Origin of the sequence: Flavobacterium aquatile LMG 4008 = ATCC 11947, assembly GCF_000757385.1 — a bacterium.
Taxonomy (GTDB): domain Bacteria; phylum Bacteroidota; class Bacteroidia; order Flavobacteriales; family Flavobacteriaceae; genus Flavobacterium; species Flavobacterium aquatile.
The window spans coordinates 131,657-151,145 of record NZ_JRHH01000004.1 but is presented as its reverse complement, the minus strand read 5'-3'; the positions used below and the strand labels follow the sequence as shown (position 1 = coordinate 151,145).

The following is a 19,489-nucleotide window of genomic DNA, read 5'->3' as shown; positions in this document are numbered from 1 at the left end:
ATGATTTTTAATAAAGATACAGCCGAAAAGACAGCCGAATTGCTTTTACAAATAAATGCAATTAAATTGAATCCGTCAAATCCTTTTAAGTGGGCTTCGGGTTGGAATTCACCTATTTATTGTGATAACCGACTAACACTCTCATTTCCAGCGATAAGAAATTACATCCGCGATGAATTTTCTAAACAAATAGAAGAAATTTATGGCAAACCCGATGTTATTGCAGGTGTTGCGACTGGTGCAATTGGCATTGGCATACTTGTTGCAGAAGAGCTCGGACTACCATTTGTGTATGTTAGACCAGAAGCAAAGAAGCATGGAAGACAAAATAAAGTGGAAGGTTTTTTACAAAAAGGACAAAATGTTGTTGTTATAGAAGACTTAATTAGTACAGGAAATAGTAGTTTACTTGCCGTTGAAGCTTTGAAAGAAGCTGGTGCGAATGTAAAAGGAATGATTGCTATTTTTACTTATGGATTTGCTGTTGCCGAGGAGAACTTTAAAAAAGCCAACGTAAATCTAAATACATTAAGTAACTACGAACATCTTTTAGATCTTGCTGTAGAAAAGCAGTACATAACAGAAACCGAACAAAAGACGTTGCAAGAGTGGCGAAAAAGTCCTTCTACTTGGAGTGTTTAAGTATTAAGATTGAAGTATTAAGTAGTAAGACAAAAGTATTAAGATATAAAAAATGAATTTAGAAAGCCCAAAAGTTACAGTAGCAAAATCAGCGGAGTATTTATATACTGCGTTATCCGATGTGAAGAATTTTGAGAAATTGATGCCTGAGAATATTGCTAAATTTGAAGTTCTTGGTGACGACATCTTTAACTTTGGATTGAAAGGTATGCCCGAAATCAAATTGAGATTGAAAGAAGGTGTTCCGCATTCTAAAGTGAATCTTGCTGCTGCTAGTGATAAACTGCCGTTTACATTGGTTGCTTCTATTGATGCTATTTCTGATGCTTCTAGTGAAGTAAAACTGGACTTTGAGGGTGATTTCAATCCAATGATGGCGATGATGATTAAAGGTCCGATTACTAAGTTTATTGAGACTTTGGCTGAAAACATGCACAAATTGTAATAAGAAACATTCTTTAAAATAATAAACCTTCTTCAGTAATGTTGAAGGTTTTTTAATAAACAATCGCTAATACAAACACATAATTCATGGATATAGTAACATATACAAAAGACATTCCTTTGTTTAAAAAAATACTTGGCTTCTTTTTACTTGCTCTTGGTTTATACTCATTACTTTCTTTGAGTCTGTTATTTGGATCCATTTTTTTAGTAATAGGAATCAATTTATTATTGACTGAAGGTTCTGAAATTAATCTTAAAACAAATACCTACAGAAATATAAAATCACTATTTGGATTTCGTTTTGGAAAGTGGATGCCTTGTCCAGAGTTTGAATATGTTTCTGTGTTTAAAACAAAAGAAAATCAAACCATTCGTGTTATAACTGCTGAAACTACGCTTCAAAATGATATTATCTTACTTAATTTGTTTTATAAAGGAAATAAACACATCACTTTTTATAAAACTCAAAATAGAGCCGATGCCTTTAACATGGCAGAAGAATTCAAATCCATATTTAACATTGACATTTTAGACGCTACAGAAAGCGAAAAGAAATGGTTGTAAATTATTGATTATTGGACGTTGTCTCAAAAAAAAAATAAACCTTCTTCAGCAATGGAGAAGGTTTTTTATTTACTGACGATTAAAGAATGCCAATTGATTGAAGTCTAGCCCTGATTGCAATGGAAATCTCCCGATTTTTCATCGGGAATTGGAATGGAAAGCAGGAAAATGGAAACCAAGAAAGCCCAAGCCATTCGCTTCTAATAACAAGAACAAAAACCACGCTTTTTACGACTAAAAAAGAAATGCTTACCTTTGCGCCAAATTATAAGTAAAATGAGCACTTTTGAACAGTTTAATCTTCCAAAATCATTGCAAAAAGCGATTGATGAATTGGGATTGACGACACCAACTCCGATTCAGGAAAAATCTTTTTCAACCTTAATGTCAGGAAGAGATGTGATGGGAATTGCACAAACCGGTACGGGAAAAACCCTTGCCTATTTGCTTCCGTTATTGAAACAATGGAAGTTTATTGCAACCGATTCGCCAAGAATTGTAATACTAGTTCCAACGCGTGAATTGGTAGTTCAAATTGTGGATGTTGTAGAGAGTTTGACCAAATACATGTCGGTGCGAACACTAGGAATTTACGGTGGTGTGAACATCAATACGCAGAAAAAAGCCGTTTATCAAGGTATCGATATTTTAGTTGGAACGCCAGGTAGAACGATGGATTTGGCCTTGGATAACGTAATCCGATTTGACTCGGTACAGAAATTGGTTATTGATGAATTTGATGAGATATTGAACCTAGGTTTTAGATCTCAGGTGACTTCTATCTTGGCGATGTTGAAAAACAAGCGTCAGAACATTTTATTCTCGGCAACGATGACGGATGATGTTGATGATATGCTTGACGAATACTTTGATTTACCCGAAGAAGTAACGCTAGCAGCTTCAGGAACACCATTGGAGAAAATAGAACAATTGGCATACAGAACGCCTAACTTTCTAACGAAGATTAATCTGTTAAAAGGATTATTGCAAAGTGATGAGAGCATGAGTCGTATTTTGATCTTTGTGAATAACAAAAAGATAGCCGATTTAGTTGCCAACAGCATTGAGGAAGAATTTCCAGAGCAATTTGGATTGATTCACTCTAATAAATCGCAGAATTACCGTTTGAATACGATGGCATCGTTTCAGGCTGGAGAAATACGCGGAATTATTACTACCGATGTTATGGCTCGTGGATTGGATATTTCTGATATTACGCACGTTATAAACGTAGAATTTACTGAGATTCCAGAACAATACATTCATAGAATTGGTAGAACAGGTCGTGCCGATAAATCGGGTATTGCGATTAGTTTTGTTTCTCCGTACGAAGAAGAGATTCAGATTCAAGCCGAAATATTGATGGAAAAAGAGATTACTTTCTTAGAATTACCATCGGATGTTGAAGTGGCCACTCGCCTATTGGAATTTGAAAAAGACAGAAAGAAAATAAAATTCTTGTTGAAACGCGTTAAAAAAGAAGGTGGAGAAGCGTTTCATGAGAAATCTGCTAAAAATAAACAAGTCAACCTTGGTGGACCAGGAAAGGTAAAACCAAGAAAAACTAAGCCTACTAATCGTGGTGTTGAGAAGAAACGTGCTGCGAAGAGGAAGAATAAGTGATTAGTGATTAGTAAATAGTGATTAGTGAATAGTTTTTACTTTGTCTATAATCTTTACAATTGCTATTGCTTAAACGATAAATCGGAAGTATATTTGTGGTCTGATTTTTGAAATGAAATCGGAATACTAAAAATGGGGTCGACTGGTTTTGACAGCAAGTGGAATTAAATTGTAAGCACGTCGAGCGTTGTATTTTTAGCTCGTAAATCCAAATTTACAAAAACATAAACGGCGAAGGAAACTACGCTCTTGCTGCATAATCTGAATTATAGTAAGATTGGCCACGCTCCTACAAGGTAGGAAAGCAGGATTCACCTCGAAAGCTTTGGTTTGTGGCGGTCGATATAGGTGAATCGTAAATACGAACCTAAGAACAGTGGAGCTTTGGAGCTGTTACGAAAATTTAAGAAGATAAGTGTTTTGTGGCTGTTTCTGGCCAAGCAGAACAACGAAAATTTAATCAGGAAATAAGCGTGTAGAAAGCCTTTTGATTGCTTGTTTGGACCCGAGTTCGATTCTCGGCGACTCCACAAAAACCTTTGTAAGTCTTTGATTTACAAAGGTTTATTATTTTAGTTGACAATTTAGTTGATAATTGTATTCTTAATAACTTCTAAAAAAAAATATTTTACCTCCTTAAATTTATTAACTTTTTTAACTTATTTAACTAAAATTAAAACATCAAACTAATAATTTTATAAGAAATCAATTATAAATAGTTCGAGCATAATTTATTGCATATGTATTTACTAGTAGATAGATTAGGCTAAATTATTTTATACCTTTAATTTATGTAAATATACGCATTTCACATTTATAAATTGTTGTTACTAAAACACTAAAAGTTAGCAATTTAAAATTTAAAAGCTATATTTAGCTGCGAATATTTATAAGTTGGTATAAACTGTGGGACAGAATTGAACATAACTAACTTTCATGAAAATTATCACTAGGAATTGTAATATAGAGTTTTGAAAAATAGCGGAGTTTATCTTGAAACATAAATCTGATATTTCGATAGTTCCAGAATGTAAAAATCCAGAAAGATTACAATTACCCAATAATGTTCAAAAACCAACTCAAATAATCTGGTACGTAGAAAACCAAAATAAGAGCCCTGGAGTATTCTCTTACAGTGATTACAAATTAGATTTGTTAGATTTTCATAATCAGGAATTCAAAAATATATTGCCGATATCGTTGACAAATGGCAAAATTGAATTTACAATATTTACAATCTGGGCAAATAATCCGAAAGACAAAGATGGAGCATATGTCACCCAAATTTGGAAGGCGCTAAAATTTTATTAATCGATATTGTCAGAAAGCAAAACTATTTTAATTGGAGATTTTAATAGTAATACAATTTGAGACAAACCAAGAAGAGAAAGAAATCATTCAAACGTAGTAGAAATACTTGTAAAGAAAACATCGTAAGCGTATATCATAAATTTTATTATCAAATTCAAAGTAAAGAAGAACATCCAACTTTATACATGTAAAGAAATGCAAGTAAGCAATATCATATTGATTATTGTTTTGCACCTACTGATTTTATGGATGTATTTGAAAGTGTAGAAATTGGAAATTATGAAGCTTGGAGTAAACACAGCGATCATAAGCCATTATTATTCAAGTTTTCAATATATGTTTCGCTAAAACTATACTCCTATGTTAAGTCTGCATTAAATAATAATTCAGAAAAGTTTATATATTGAATAGTTGTTGATAGTTAAAAGGTAGATGTATATATTTGCTCGCAAATTAAACTTTTGGATTAAATCCAATTGGTTTATAAGATTTTAACCAAATAATTTCTAACTATCTCCATAAATGAACGCTACTAAAACCAATTTCTTTCTTTCTATTTTTGGTTTATTTTTTTTTTACTCTTGTTCTTCTAAAAAAGAAATCCTTTACTTTACTGACATTGATTACAAAAAACAAGATCAAAATGTTTACACTGTAAATAAAATTCAACCTAATGACATTTTAAGCATCATCGTTTCATCAAGTTCCTCAGAATTGTCAATGATGTACAATTTAAATCAGGATCAAAATCAAAACAGTTCACTATTTCAAGGTTATTTAGTAAGCCAAGAAGGCAAAATAACTTTGCCCATTCTGGGAAAAATTTTGGTTACAGGGATTAGCTTAGAAGAGTTGGAATCGTTATTAATGAAAAAATTAATTGACGAAAAACATCTTAAAGAACCTATAGTTACCGTTCGTTTAATGAATGCAAAATTCACCGTTTTGGGCGAAGTCAACCAACCCGGAACTTATAAATATACAGAACCACAAATAAGTATTCTTCAAGCATTAGGATATGCTGGCGATTTGACTATTAATGGAAAAAGAGAAAATGTGTTGTTGATAAGAGAAGAAAACAATATAAAATCATACATTATGATTGATTTGACGTCAAAAAACTGGTTTAGTTCACCACACTATTACATTAAACCAAATGATATTATCTATGTTAATCCAAACGGTCCAAAAGTAAAAACTGCTGGTTATGTAGGTAACTTAGGAACTTTTATTTCAGTAGTTTCTGTATCTGTATCGTTAGTACTAACAATTATTCTACTCTCCAAATAAATGCAAAGTCAACCCATTAAAATTAATTTTAAAGAAGAACTATTAAAATATTTACACCATTGGAAATGGATTTTATTTTCCACTGTTGTATCGTTAGTGGCATGTTTTTTTTATCTTCGATACGCAAGTGATGTTTATGAAACATCCAGTAAAATTCAAATTTTAGACAGCTCCAACGCAGCATTTAAAATGCCTAATGATGGTGTTTCAATTTTTGGTACAAGTAAAGTTAATCATGAAAATCAAATAGAAAATATTAAATCTTCTAGAATAATTAATACTGTTGTAGATAGTTTAAATTTAACCACAGAAATCTACAGCGTAGGTAGAGTGAAGTCTTATGAATTATGGAATAAGACTCCTTTTAAAGTAATATGGTCCATTGAAAAGGATTCTCTTAAAAACAAAAAAGTTACGTTTCAAATTGAAATTACAGATAAAGGATATAAATTAAATGATTCAAATAAAGAATATAGATTTGAACACACCAATTTTGATTTTGAAATACCATTTAAATTAAGTTTAAAAAACAACACTTCTATTAAAAAATTAAATGGACGAATTTATTCAGTATTTCTTAGAGATCAAAAAAGTATTTCCAAAAGTATTTCTAGAAAATTAGCCATTGATTATGTTGGAAACCAAAGTGACATCTTGAAAATCAGTTTAACAGGTAACAACACAGAAAAAATTAGTGATATAGTAAATAAATTAGTTACTGTTTTCAACAATGATGGAATAAAAGACCGACAATTTGTACATCAAAAAACTGTAGATTTTGTTGATAAAAGATTTGAATACCTCTACACTGAATTAGATTCAATAGAAGAATCAAAAGCGAATTATAAAAAAAATAATGAGATTGTTAATGTAGATAGTGATGGAAGTTTTTTAATGCAAAGAACTTATATATCAAAATCTGATTTAGATAAAGTAAACACACAATCAACATTATCTAAATTAATGTTGCTATCAATAAATAAATCTAAAGAACTGGAACTTCTACCTCCAAATGTTGGATTTGATGACCAAGAAATAAACAGTTTAATAGAGAAGTACAATCAACAGGTTTTTAAATGTAATAAACTAGTTCAATCAGGAGGTGGCGCCTCTAATCCGTTGGTTGCAGAAAGTATAAGTCAAGCCAACCAATTAAAAAATAATGTAAAAACCTCCATAATTGGTTATCAAAAGGTTTTAGAAATAAAAAAAGAAGAATTCGGAAAAATTAATGCTGAAGAAAAAGAAAAATATGGAAGTGTTCCAAAAAAAGAAAAAAATATAAGATCCATAGAAAGACAGCAAACAATAAAAGAAAATTTATATGTTTTATTGTTACAAAAAAGAGAGGAAGCACTTGTAAATCTTGCCATCACAAATCCTTGCATTAAAGTAGTTGAGTATGCTGTTTTTTCGGATGCTCCCATATTTCCAGATCGCAAAGCCTACGTTGGTATTGCATTTTTGATAGGACTTTTTATCCCCTTTAGCGTAATTTTTATTACTAATTTACTTAATAATAAAATTCAAAGTAAGGAAGATATAGAAGAGGAAATTAGTGATGCTATTGTGATATCTGAAATTCCGAATATAAAAGATGAGCAAAAAAAAGTTAGTCATTTAGACCGTTCAGTACTATCAGAATCGTTCAGAATATTGAGTTCAAATATTAAACATATTTCACCATCAAAAGAGGAAGGAACAGTTATTTTTGTTACATCTTCTGTTAAAGGAGAAGGTAAAACTTTTGTATCAACAAATTTGGCCTTAACACTTGCTTCCTTTGGAAAGAAAATTGTTTTGGTTGGTGCTGACTTAAGAAATCCTCAATTACACCGATCTTTAGATTTAAAAAAACTTTTAGTAAAAGGTGTTACCAATTATTTGTTTGATGCAAAATTAACATCAGACGATATTATAACAAAAAACTTGGAAGAAGATAGCAACCTTCACGTTATAATATCTGGAATAATACCTGAAAATCCTGCTGAGTTATTATCAAATGGACGATTTGAAATATTATTGGAAGAACTGAGAAGCAAATATGATTATATAATAGTTGATACTGCACCAACAGTATTGGTAACAGATACTAGTTTAATTTTAGGATTTGCAGATACCGTTCTTTATGTTGCAAGAGCAAATTTTACAGAAAAAAGATTATTGAAATTTATTATTAATTTCAAGAAGCTCAATACAATTAAAAGTATGGGAATAATATTGAACAATGTAGAACAAAATAAAAAATATGGCTATAAATATAACTACGGTTATGGCTATGGCTATGGCTATGAAGATGGCACGATTGAAGATAATTTATGGAAGAGAACTAAACATATATTATCAAAATTAAATAGGAAAAAATAAATTAAAATTTAGTGAAACCCTTTCAAGATATCTTTTTTTTCCGAGAATTTAGATATTTTTTATTATTAAGTATTTATATTATAAAATTTCAAAAATAAGATAGAAACTTAATTTTTTTTATGGGATATATAGAATTATTAATAATACAATCATAGTATATATAGCTACTATATTGGTATTTAGATATAAAAAGAGTGATTACGTTTCTTTTTTTATACTCTAAAATGAATTTAGAGTATTTTGAAATTCCTTTGCACCAAAAACTGCAAATTCTAGGTGATATTGACCATCTAATTCCAATTTAAAGTGAGCACCTAATTCAAGTCCAAATTGACCACCTAATTTCGGAGCAAAATGACCAACTCCATTTTTCATTAAAAACTACTTTTTTTCTTGTGCTAATTTGTTATTCGAATATACTAAAATTACTCTTTGTTGATTCCTCGTTTCTTTCTCATGGATTCACCTTGTAACTCAATGCTATGTGATTGATGTATATGTCAGTCTAGAATGGCATCATCTATTGTTTTTTCTCATATTATATCGTACCAACCTTGCACTGGTATTTGAGAAGTTACAATTATAGAGCCATTATTGTGTCGATGTCTGTTTTCCCACTTTCGATAGCACTTTTAATAGCATTGGGCTAACAACATGAAAAAAGTACCTTTTTTAATGTCTAGTTTATCCAAAAATTTAGGTGGTCAATTTGGACTTGAATTAGTTGTCAATTTGCACCGAAATCGATAGTCAATTTAGATTGGAAAGAGGTAGTCAATTTGACCGTTTTTTCCATTTTACTATTAACCTCCTTTTTATTTAAAACCGCATACACAGAGTTTAAACTCTTAAATTCTGGTACAATTTGCTTCATTAGGATAACTATCTCCTCATTTTTAAAGTACTTTGCAGATTGAATGAGATCAGAAACCTGTCTTTCAATCACATCGTGCTTATTGCAGACTTCAATGGCAACCATTATTTTCTCATGATGTGTGGGTAAATTTTGGGCCGAGTTATGCAATAACTCTTCATATAATTTTTCACCTGGTCGTAAACCAACTGTTTTAATCTTGATTTCTTTTTCTGGTATATAGCCTGCTAAACGAATCATTTTCTTGGCGAGGTCAATAATTTTTACAGGCTTACCCATATCAAAAACATAAATTTCGCCACCATTTCCCATAGAGCAAGCTTCAAGAACCAATTGACATGCCTCGGGAATTGTCATAAAATACCTAATAATTTCGGGATGTGTTATGGTTATTGGACCGCCTTCATCAATTTGTCTAGCAAATAAAGGAACTACCGAACCATTTGAACCAAGTACATTTCCAAATCTTGTAGTAATAAACTTAGTGTACTGGTTAGAATTACTCTCTTTAAGCATAAAATGTTTTGACTGCACATACATTTCTGCAATTCTTTTACTTGCACCCATCACACTACTTGGATTAACCGCTTTGTCTGTTGAAATCATTACAAATCGCTCCACTCTATATTTTTGTGATAAGTCTGCTATGTTTTTAGTTCCCAATACATTAGTGAAAATAGCTTGTGCAGGGTTATTTTCCATCATTGGGACATGTTTATAAGCAGCAGCATGATAAACAACATTTGGCCTATATTTTATAAAAATAGATTCTACAGTTTCAATATCTCTGATATCGCCCATATAATTAACTATTTTTACCTGTTTATTATGACTTAAAATCTCTAATGACAAATTATTTAAAGGTGTTTCTGCTTGGTCAAGAAGTATTATTTCTTCAGGATTAAAAAATAATATTTGTCTGACTATTTCACTTCCTATAGAACCTGCCGCTCCGGTTACTAATATGGTTTTACCTTTTAACTTTTTTGAAAGCGACATTGTGTCTAATACAATAGGTTTTCGCTCGAGTAAATCATGAATCTCATAACTTTTTATTCCACTTGAGATTTGTTTTTTATCATTTACATCAAGAATTACAGGAATCGTGTATGCCTTAAAACCATAATCAATACACTCATTTACAATTAATGCCTTTTCTTCTTTATTTAAAGTTTCATCGGCCATAATAATAGCCTCAACTTTCATATACCTCATTAAAACAGTAATGCTTTTTTTAATTTTTATTATCGGTAAGTCTAATATTCTTTTTGTTGAATTTTCATTATTTTTATCAATAAATCCAACTAATTCAAATCTTCCTGGCACCTCAAACTTTAGTGCGTTTGCAACTGCAATAGCATTACTGTCCGATCCATAAACAATTGCTCTTACTCTTTTTGAACAACCACTATCAAAAAAGAAAATTGCAAATAACTGTTTTACAATAATTCTATAAAAAAACAATAAACTAAAAGAAAATACCGCATTTATAAAAGCTCCAGTAGTTAAACAAAGCTTCTGATAATCAAAAAGTAGCAAACAAATGTTAATACCTATAATTGTTATAAAAGTTGAAAACTGAGAGAAAAACAATTTTACTGCATCGGTATAGGATGAATGTCTAATAATACCCGAATAGGTTCTAAACAACCAAAAAAAGAATGTGTTTATCGTAAAATAGATTATGTTAGTAAGTATTATATAATTTATAGGTACAAACTTTAACCTTAAGCCATTTAATAAAAAATAAGTAACTATTCCCGAAGAAAAAACGATACTTATATCAATCATAAATATGAGCCATTTAGGAAGATACCCCAAATTTTTAAATCTAAAAGTGAAATTCTTTTTATTTAAGGAGAAACTCATATTCTTTTATAATTAATTACTATTTTCATAGTCACTTTCCATTTAGAAAAGTGAAGTTATTTTGGAAATCTGCTCTCTATCATCATCTGATAAATTAGAACCCGAGGGCAAACAAAGACCGTTTTCAAACAGCTCTTCACAAACTGATTCGCCATAATACGGTGCGTCTTTAAAAATAGGTTGCATGTGCATTGGCTTCCACAACGGTCGACTCTCTATGTTTTCTGCTTCTAATAATAATCGTATATCTTCTCTTGATTTTCCTACTAAAGCATCAACCGTTATTGCTGACAACCAAGGATTGGAATAATAATAACTATTCGGTTCAGTGAATACCTTAATTGCTGTATTTTCTTTAAAAATTGAAACTTAAAAAGCATGCATCTCATGTCTTTTTTGACTGTGTTTGTCCAAAACTTCCATTAGACCTCTACCGATGCCATCGCAAATGTTACTCATGCGATAATTGTAACCTATCGCACTGTGCTGATAATGTTGTGCATTATCTCGTGCTTGTGTTGCCAAAAAGATGGCTTTGTTTTTTAAATCTATATTTTTTATTACATTCGCTCCGTCTCCAGATGTTGTAATTATTTTATTTCCGTTGAACGACAACACGCTTATGTCGCCAAATGTGCCACAATGCGCACCTCTATAAGTACTTCCTAACGATTCTGCGCTGTCATCAAGAATTAGAATTTCATATTCATTGGCGATGGCTCTAATTTGATCGACATTAAATGGCATTCTGTACAAATTAACTGCGATAGTTGCTTTGGGCTTTTTGCCTTTTGAAATTCTATCTTTTATAGCAGTATCAAATGCGTTGGGACACATATTCCAAGTGTCTAGTTCACTATCAACAAAAACTGCTGTTGCACCTTGATACACAATAGGATTTGCCGATGCCGAAAAAGTCATACTCTGACAAATAACTTTGTCACCAGCTTGTACACCAAGTAAAATTAATCCGAAATGAAGTGCAGCTGTTCCTAAACTTAAGGCTCCAACAAAAACTTTATTCCTAATTGTTTTTCTAAATCGTGCACAAATCCAGTAATATTTGGTCCTAGTGGTACTACACAATTCGTGACGAATGCTTCTTGAATGTAGGTTTGCTCGCTTTCGCCCATCTGTGGCGATGATAACCATATTTAAGATTTAGTCATTATTATTGTATTTTATAATTCTGCCAGGATTTCCTACCACCACAGCATAATCTGGAACATCGCTAATTATTATAGAACCTGCGCCAATCATCGCCCATTTTCCAATCTTAATATTCTGTATAACTACTGCTCCAATTCCTATTTGTGTTCCTTCACCAACTTGAACGTTTCCTGCCAATGAAGCTCTTGGAGAGATATGCACAAAATCACCTATTATACAATCATGTTCAACTATAGAATTTGTATTTATTATGCAGTGACTCCCAATTTTAGCTCCAGAATTAATTGTTGCCAAAGGCATTACAACATTACCCAAACCAAACTCGATGTTTTTAGAAACAATTGCTCTCGCATGAACTACAGAAAGAAAATTGGAATCCAATCCTTTCGCAATATTTTTTCGTGCACTATTATTTCCGATAGAAATTATAAGACTATCATTTTTACTTAGCGTAGCCTCTTTTGTACTTACAACACTTCTCCCACACAATAGATCAACATTTCGATTATCGTCTATTATTAAGTCTACTTTAAGCAGCAAACTTTCTATAATATCGATAATCACTTTGCAATGACCACTTGCTCCGTATAAAACTAATCTAGATTCCATCGAAAGGTTCAACAGTTGTTTTACTTCCTACTCGCACACCTTCTCTATTTATAATTTTTAAAAAAGTTTTAAATAAAATTTTAATATTCGATAGAAACGATATGTTCTGAACATAGTCATAGTCATAGTCAAATTTATTATCCCAAGAAATTGCATTTCTTCCATTCACTTGCGCTAAACTAGTAATGCCCGGCTTAACATCGTGTCGTGTATTTTGATGGCTGTTATATAAATGTAAATAGCTACACAACAAAGGTCTTGGCCCAACTATACTCATTTTTCCAATTATTACGTTTATAAATTGAGGTAACTCATCAAGAGACATCTCTCTAATCAATAAACCAATTTTACTTGACCGCAACTCATCTGGCAACAAATTACCCACTGTATCTTTCTTATCATTCATGGTTTTAAACTTAATAATCATAAAAATTTTACCTTTTTTACCAGGATGAAATCTACAGTATTTTGTGAAAATAAAACTTCAAGTTCAGCATCTGTTTTGGCATCAATAGCTTCAAAACTTAAGCCTAGAAGTTCAAATAAAAAAGTATATTTCTTCACCGTATTTCTAGAAAGTGATAAGTAATTGCTAATAAATAACTTACTCTTACCACTAAAGTGAAATTTAATTACTTTTCTAATTTTACTCATTTCTGTTACTTTGTTTGCTATAATCCGTTTTATTTATAAGAATGTATGGGTTAACAACGTGAAAAAAAGTGCCGTTTTTAATGTCTAGTTTATCCAAAAATTTAGGTGGTTAATTTGCACCAAAATCGATAGTCAATTTAGATTGGAAAGTGGTGGTCAATTTGACCGTTTTTTCCACCAAAAACAAAGTGTTTTTTAGGTTTAGTACTACAGTTCTTTTCCATGTTTTTGTACTCATCTAAAATAGTTTCACAAATCACTTTTCTTTCAAATCTATTAATTATCATGATTCTTGAATTTGATTGTAATTTATCAAAACATTCTTCGTCAAATTTTATATAAAGAATGGCATTTTCAATGGCACTGGTGCTTTTTTTGGGAATTAGAATTCCATTTAATCCGTGACTAATAATTTCATTACAACCATTAATATCTGAGGCAATAACAGGAAGCCCCATTGCACCAGCTTGAAGAAGAACATTAGGAAAACCTTCACGGTAACTTGGAAATACCATTACGTTGCTTATTGACAAATATGGTCTGATATCTTTTTGAAAACCAACCGTAAGTATTTGTTTATTTTTAGATATAATATCCAAAGTGACTTTTTTTAGAGGATCTAAATCGGCTTCCTCTTTTCCCACTAATAGTAGTTTGATATCTTTTATTTTAGCCGATATTTTGTCAAATGCTGCAACTAACTCATTTATACCTTTGTCAGCAACAATTCTGCCTACAAATACATAAACAAATTCATCTTCTAAAATTCCTAAAGAAGCTTTTAATTTTTCTTGATCTGATATTGTAACTTGGGTAGGGGAAAAATAATTAATATCCACTCCGTTAGAGCTGCCATTACCAATAACCTTTATTTTGCTTTTGGAAGTATAATTATTTTGTAGTATATGATTTTGAAGTCCATTAGAATTTGTGAAAACATACGTTGATAATGAATAAGTAACTTTTTCTATACACTCTAAAAATTTTCGTTTAAGTCCAGTTTCTTCCATAAGAGGCAAACCACCAACTGTGTGTAAACGAATAGGTACATTTACTATTTTTGAGGCTAACATTGCTATTATTCCAGCTTTTGGAGTATGAGAATGAATTATCAGGGGTTTTTCCTTCATCAGAAAGCTAATCAACTTTAACAACGAGATAAAATCTTTAAAAGGAGTGATTTTTCGTGTCATTTCAATGTGTTTATATCGAACTCCCTCATTTTTGGCACATTGGATAAGGTATTCTTTTTCCGATGATACAGCGATTACATCATAATGATTATTCATAAACCACAGCTGACCATCAAGTATTTTGTCTAAAGACAATGGCACAGTAGTTATTCGTACTAACTTCTTTTTTACATCTGACATGAAGTGTCTAGTTTTTGCGTTAAATCTGTTTAATTATAATGGGCGGTAACTTACTTAAAACAAGTAATTACAAACAAATTTAACATCAAAACAATTCGTTTTATAATGATAAAATCATTGTTTACAATTATTTAAAAGATGCAACTTTAACTTAAATATTAATTTATGTTATGGTAAGATTAAAGTAGGTATTTAATTTTAATATGAGCATGAAGATGGCTCAATGCAAAGCAGTTAGGCAGATTTTTTCTATGAAAGAGTGTTTTCAACTTCTTCTCTATTAATGTAGGAAAAATGCCAATAAATGAAAATGATTAATCCTGGCAAAAACATATTTCTCATACGTATCATGATACCTAAATTTCCTAAAGACTGAGAAAATGCCAATGTTCCTATAATTAAAAAATATATCAATCCACGAATAGTGAAGGGAGCTTTCTTGAAAGACTCTAATGGTTTATTTATTAAAATATTTATAACTAAAATTAAAAGAATGGAATTCTCAATGCAAGCAAGCAAGGAAGGAATACTATTTATATCAAAAAAGAAGGGACGAAATAAAAAGGTAAAAACTTTTAAAGGAAAAGGATAAGAAGCTATATCCACAGCCGAACTCGAACTTGCTGTACTTAACAATGAGGCTTTGTTTAGAGCAAAATTATTAAAACTCTCTACACTTGCTTCCTCTATTCTAGTAAATTTTAGAACCAAAGGAAAAATAAAAATTGCTAATACAATCATTGCTGCAAAGAATATGATTCTTATAAATAATGACTTATTAGTATTCATTAAGAATGAAAAACCAAAGGCGATAATCATAAATAAAGTGATGTGTGGTCTAATAAAATAAGACAAGGTTAAAGCTAAAATTATAAAAAGAAATCTTTTGTTAATATTAAGCAATCCATAAACAAACAAACCAATACAAAAAAATAAAAGAGTGTCTTTTCCAACTGCACAACTCCAAAAATGAAAATTAGGAAAGAAAAACAAAAGAGGAAAAAGATTGTAACCACGAAACTTTGGGTTATTAGGAATAGTTTCTAAAGCTAGAATATAAAAATATGTCATTCCAATGAAACCAATAAGGCTGTACATTATTGTCCCTGTAAAATAAGATAGTCCTAAAATATTTGAGGGAATGTAATTTAAAGCAAAAATGAAATAAGTCCCTTGTTCTTCTTTAAAAGCAGTAATAAAACTGCTGAAAGACATTAACTTGGGTTGCATCCAATATCCAACCGAATCACCTAGAACAAAAAAACAATAATACACCCCAAATATTAAATGAAAAATGTACAGCTTTTTAAGTGTACTATAATTATTGGATGATAATTTATTTTTAAAACTATTAATAAATAAATAGCCCAAAACAATAAATAGAGTTGTAAAAATGAAATCCATAAATGATTACCTGATTAACTTAGATTTTATGTAGTTCATACATTTTTTTTCAAATATAAAATAATAAAGGTATCCAAATAAACTTGATAAACCTAATACCAATACTATTGCAAAAACAAGACTAAAAATAGTATTTATATTAGGGTATAATCTCAGGATTGTCATTTGTAATGGATTATGAATTAAATAAATAGAATAAGAAGCATTGCCTATGTGCATCATGATAAAATTTTCATCAAATTTTTTATTATAATAAGTTATGATAATATATAGCACAAAAAATAGAATCAATGCAAATAAATAATTGTAATAAAAATCGAGTGTTTTAAGTTTAAATTCCTGTTGACATATTAAAAGTAGTATTACAATAAGAATTCCAATAGAGTACTGTGGCCACTTAAATTTTACTTTGTAAATAATAATTAAGGAAAGTAAATACCCAAGTAAAAACTCTAAGTTATAGGTAGAAAAAAATACTTTAAAAATTGGGTAACTATTTATTAATAAATAATTTAAAAAGCTATAATTAAATATCACTATTAAAATAAGCCATAACAGAGTAAAACCATTCCATACTTTTTTTGAGAAAAAAGAAAGGCTAAAAAAGAAATAAAAAAAAAGTTCAAATGATAAAGTCCATGCAACAGATAATGCTGGATTGCCTGATGGAAATAGTGTAAAAGAAGTTATTAAACTAATTTCTCTACTATTATTTGAAAGGTTTGGTAAAACAGAATACAACAAATACATTAGAATTCCTATTGGAAGATAAGGCACATAGACTCTAATAATCCTATTTTTAAAATATCTTTTAAAAGAATCTGGTTCACTGTATTTGTAAAAAGAAGAATATGAAATGATAAATCCAGATAAAATAAAAAAGAAGTCAACTCCTAATTTTCCAAATATTCCAACAGCATTTAAGAAATCACTATCTATTTTGTGATAATATTTTAAAGATCCTACGGCATGATGAATTACCACCATTAATGCAGCAATACCTCTAAAGATTTGTAAAATATCGAGATATTTGGTTTTATTTTGGTCTGACATTTAGCAAAATGGGTATTAATTTTTTTATATTATTATTTAAAGAATACTCTCGTTCTACTTTTTGTCTACCGTATACTCCAAAATGTTTTCTTAAAGTAGAATCACTAATTAAAATACTCAATTTATCAATCCACTCTTGATCATTGTTTACCAAAAAACCATTGATTCCATGCTCAATAACCTCCTTATTCATTCCAATTGAAGAAGCCACAACCGGTAAGCCAACACCCATATATTGAATTAATTTGTAGGAACACTTTCCCAATTCCCAAGGTGTATTTTCTAGAGGCATAATACCAATATCCATCTTCGAGAGTTGCTCTATTTCTGTATCTTCTGACCATTTTGGGAATATTGTTTTACCTTTAAAAGCTATATTTTCATTAGCTCCAATAATGTGAAGTTCAAAAGGATTTTTCTCTTGTAACTTGGAGAGAATATGTGCAATATTTTTTACATATTTAAACGTAGAAGGTGAACCTATCCAGCCAATTATGACAGTTTCATTTAAAGTGACGTTTTCTTTAATTTTATAATTTTTTATGTCTATGACCGTCGGAAAAATAACAACTGTATTGGCTCCAGATTGTCTGGCCTTTTTAGCCAAGTAGTCATTTCCTGCCAAAACACAAGAACTATATTTCATTACATTTCCAATTTTATTTTTAAAAAAAAAATGAATTAGCTTTGAATTACTCATGTCGTAATTATGAAAAATAGCATCATCATAATCGACAATATATTTAACATTTAGTAAAAATAATATTTTCTCAAACCAGCTAAAAAAATAAGGAAATAATTCTTTTTCTATAACTACTCTATCATACTTAAAAATACTTAAAAGGGCATATAATCTTCTAAAATAAAATTTTGATATCTTTAATTTTGATATCTTTTTTTTTGAATATAATTGAATTAAATAATCTTCATCGAAAAAAGGCTTAACGATTACATTCAAGCCTTTCTCTTTCAAAAGAGGAAAATATTGATAACTTCTAAGTCGACTGCTAGCACCGTTTCTACTATACTTTGTTAGATAAAGTATTTTCATGAGCAGTGGTTTAAAGCTTTTATGTAACTGGTAAAACTACTCTCAATGGAGAAATTACATTTACCAAATTCTCTTATCTCTTCACGATTCATCTCGGAAGTTTGATTGATGAAATACATTGCTTTTTCAATAATATCTGTAGTTTTATATTCCGATAAAAAGCAAAACGACTTATCTGATAAAATAGTATCAGAATCACCAATTCCAGATGAGGCGATTGTTGGAATTCCCATTAACAAATATTCTCCTAATTTTATTGGTGCTACACCTTGCATACTTGGTTTAGCATCTCTAATTGCAAATGCAACATCACCAATAGATAAATATTTAGTAATATTTTCAAAAGGACAAGACTTTAAAATAATATGCTGTTGTAAATAATGAGGAATTCTTTTCATAGCAAATTCTGTATTAGCTGTCAAAATTAAAAAAATTGCATTATGATTTATTTGTAAATATCTTTTAAAAATTTTTATCATTGTTTCCCATCCATATTGAGGTCCAAGAGAACCGCAATAAATAAATACTTTCGTGTCAGTTAATATATTAAGTTCCTTTCTGATTATATCACTATCAATAACATTAGCTTTAAAAAAGTTGACATCTCTACCATTAACTACTACAAAAAATTTATCGCGATTGCTAGCTCCAATTGTTTCTAAATGAAATTTAATGGCTTTTTTAGAACGAGTAATTACTGTGTCTGCATTTGTCAACATTAAAGTTTCTTCTTTCTTTAAAAAGTGATACAGCAAACTTTTTTTCTTTAAACCAGAAAAATCTATACGCTCTTCAATTGGTAACCCATCAGCATCAAATAAAATTTTGTACGTTGTTTTTTTCAATCGGTTTATCATAATTGATGGCATCGTACTTCTGGGCATTACTATATCTATTGCATTCTCTTTAATGTACTTTTCTAAAAAAACAACATTTATTAAAATGGTATACATAGTACCAATAATGGCATTTGGTTTTCTATATATTTTTTTAGAAGTATAAATTACATTTGATTCGGTTGCTTTTTTTTGAGTAATTGCAATTCGATCTTTTGTTCCCCAAGTAAACTGTATGATGTGAAAGCGATAACTACTTTGCTTCTGAATTTGATTAAAAATAGGCAGAAACAAGCCTTCCATGTAACTTGTTTGTGGACCATCCCATGTTATAAAAAGTATATTTTTCATT

17 protein-coding genes, 1 other RNA gene and 1 pseudogene are annotated in these 19,489 nt (G+C 30.2%); 8 read left to right on the top strand and 11 right to left on the bottom strand.

Annotation, left to right across the window (positions count from 1 at the left end; all coding sequences use genetic code 11):
- The 8 genes from pyrE (at position 1) to LG45_RS10470 (ending at position 8,244) form a co-directional block, all read left to right on the top strand.
- The gene (pyrE, locus tag LG45_RS10500) at positions 1–642 is read left to right on the top strand and encodes an orotate phosphoribosyltransferase (protein WP_035126957.1); all 642 of its coding nucleotides are present in this window, start codon (positions 1–3) and stop codon (positions 640–642) included.
- Between the two features lie 52 nt (positions 643–694).
- Complete coding sequence (locus LG45_RS10495; RefSeq protein WP_035126955.1) at positions 695–1,087, top strand: SRPBCC family protein; 393 nt, start codon at positions 695–697, stop codon at positions 1,085–1,087.
- A gap of 86 nt (positions 1,088–1,173) precedes the next feature.
- Positions 1,174–1,653 (top strand): hypothetical protein, encoded by a 480-nt coding sequence (locus LG45_RS10490; RefSeq protein WP_035126954.1) that lies wholly within the window; start codon positions 1,174–1,176, stop codon positions 1,651–1,653.
- Positions 1,654–1,929: 276 nt separating this feature from the next.
- A complete protein-coding gene (locus LG45_RS10485; RefSeq protein WP_035126952.1) occupies positions 1,930–3,276 on the top strand; it encodes a DEAD/DEAH box helicase in 1,347 nt (448 codons plus the stop codon).
- Between the two features lie 134 nt (positions 3,277–3,410).
- Positions 3,411–3,809: a transfer-messenger RNA gene (gene ssrA / locus LG45_RS16290) on the top strand.
- A gap of 460 nt (positions 3,810–4,269) precedes the next feature.
- A complete protein-coding gene (locus LG45_RS16575) occupies positions 4,270–4,587 on the top strand; it encodes a hypothetical protein (RefSeq protein WP_174799567.1) in 318 nt (105 codons plus the stop codon).
- Positions 4,588–5,109: 522 nt separating this feature from the next.
- Positions 5,110–5,877: a polysaccharide biosynthesis/export family protein gene (locus LG45_RS10475; RefSeq protein ID WP_035126950.1), complete on the top strand. Its 768-nt coding sequence runs from the start codon at positions 5,110–5,112 to the stop codon at positions 5,875–5,877.
- Positions 5,878–8,244: a GumC family protein gene (locus LG45_RS10470; protein ID WP_035126949.1), complete on the top strand. Its 2,367-nt coding sequence runs from the start codon at positions 5,878–5,880 to the stop codon at positions 8,242–8,244. It begins immediately after the preceding gene.
- 219 nt (positions 8,245–8,463) lie between these two features.
- On the opposite strand, the gene LG45_RS16470 is transcribed toward LG45_RS10470, so the two are convergent.
- From LG45_RS16470 to LG45_RS10420, 11 genes and pseudogenes are all read right to left on the bottom strand, one after another.
- The gene (locus LG45_RS16470) at positions 8,464–8,619 is read right to left on the bottom strand and encodes a hypothetical protein (protein ID WP_165570805.1); all 156 of its coding nucleotides are present in this window, start codon (positions 8,617–8,619) and stop codon (positions 8,464–8,466) included.
- Positions 8,620–8,971: 352 nt separating this feature from the next.
- Positions 8,972–10,909, bottom strand: coding sequence for a polysaccharide biosynthesis protein (locus tag LG45_RS10465; protein ID WP_165570804.1), 1,938 nt, complete (start codon positions 10,907–10,909; stop codon positions 8,972–8,974).
- 120 nt (positions 10,910–11,029) lie between these two features.
- Positions 11,030–12,120, bottom strand: a pseudogene (locus LG45_RS10460) (DegT/DnrJ/EryC1/StrS family aminotransferase).
- A gap of 28 nt (positions 12,121–12,148) precedes the next feature.
- Positions 12,149–12,766, bottom strand: a complete 618-nt coding sequence (locus LG45_RS10455; RefSeq protein WP_035126947.1) for an acetyltransferase — start codon at positions 12,764–12,766, stop codon at positions 12,149–12,151.
- Positions 12,756–13,172 (bottom strand): sugar transferase, encoded by a 417-nt coding sequence (locus LG45_RS10450; protein ID WP_307725778.1) that lies wholly within the window; start codon positions 13,170–13,172, stop codon positions 12,756–12,758. The genes LG45_RS10455 and LG45_RS10450 overlap by 11 nt, the downstream gene beginning before the upstream one ends.
- Positions 13,173–13,189: 17 nt before the next feature.
- On the bottom strand, positions 13,190–13,420 hold the full coding sequence (locus LG45_RS10445; RefSeq protein WP_035126945.1) for a hypothetical protein: 231 nt from the start codon (positions 13,418–13,420) through the stop codon (positions 13,190–13,192).
- A gap of 137 nt (positions 13,421–13,557) precedes the next feature.
- On the bottom strand, positions 13,558–14,793 hold the full coding sequence (locus LG45_RS10440) for a glycosyltransferase family 4 protein (RefSeq protein WP_081932071.1): 1,236 nt from the start codon (positions 14,791–14,793) through the stop codon (positions 13,558–13,560).
- A gap of 249 nt (positions 14,794–15,042) precedes the next feature.
- Entirely contained in the window at positions 15,043–16,197 is a 1,155-nt protein-coding gene (locus LG45_RS10435; protein WP_131494655.1) for a Bax inhibitor 1 family protein, read from the bottom strand.
- A gap of 6 nt (positions 16,198–16,203) precedes the next feature.
- Positions 16,204–17,250, bottom strand: coding sequence for an acyltransferase family protein (locus tag LG45_RS16135; RefSeq protein WP_052087563.1), 1,047 nt, complete (start codon positions 17,248–17,250; stop codon positions 16,204–16,206).
- Positions 17,234–18,301 (bottom strand): glycosyltransferase family 4 protein, encoded by a 1,068-nt coding sequence (locus LG45_RS10425; RefSeq protein ID WP_035126941.1) that lies wholly within the window; start codon positions 18,299–18,301, stop codon positions 17,234–17,236. Before LG45_RS10425 ends, LG45_RS16135 begins: the two co-directional genes overlap by 17 nt.
- Entirely contained in the window at positions 18,298–19,488 is a 1,191-nt protein-coding gene (locus LG45_RS10420; RefSeq protein ID WP_131494654.1) for a glycosyltransferase, read from the bottom strand. Before LG45_RS10420 ends, LG45_RS10425 begins: the two co-directional genes overlap by 4 nt.
- Position 19,489 lies beyond the last annotated feature (1 nt).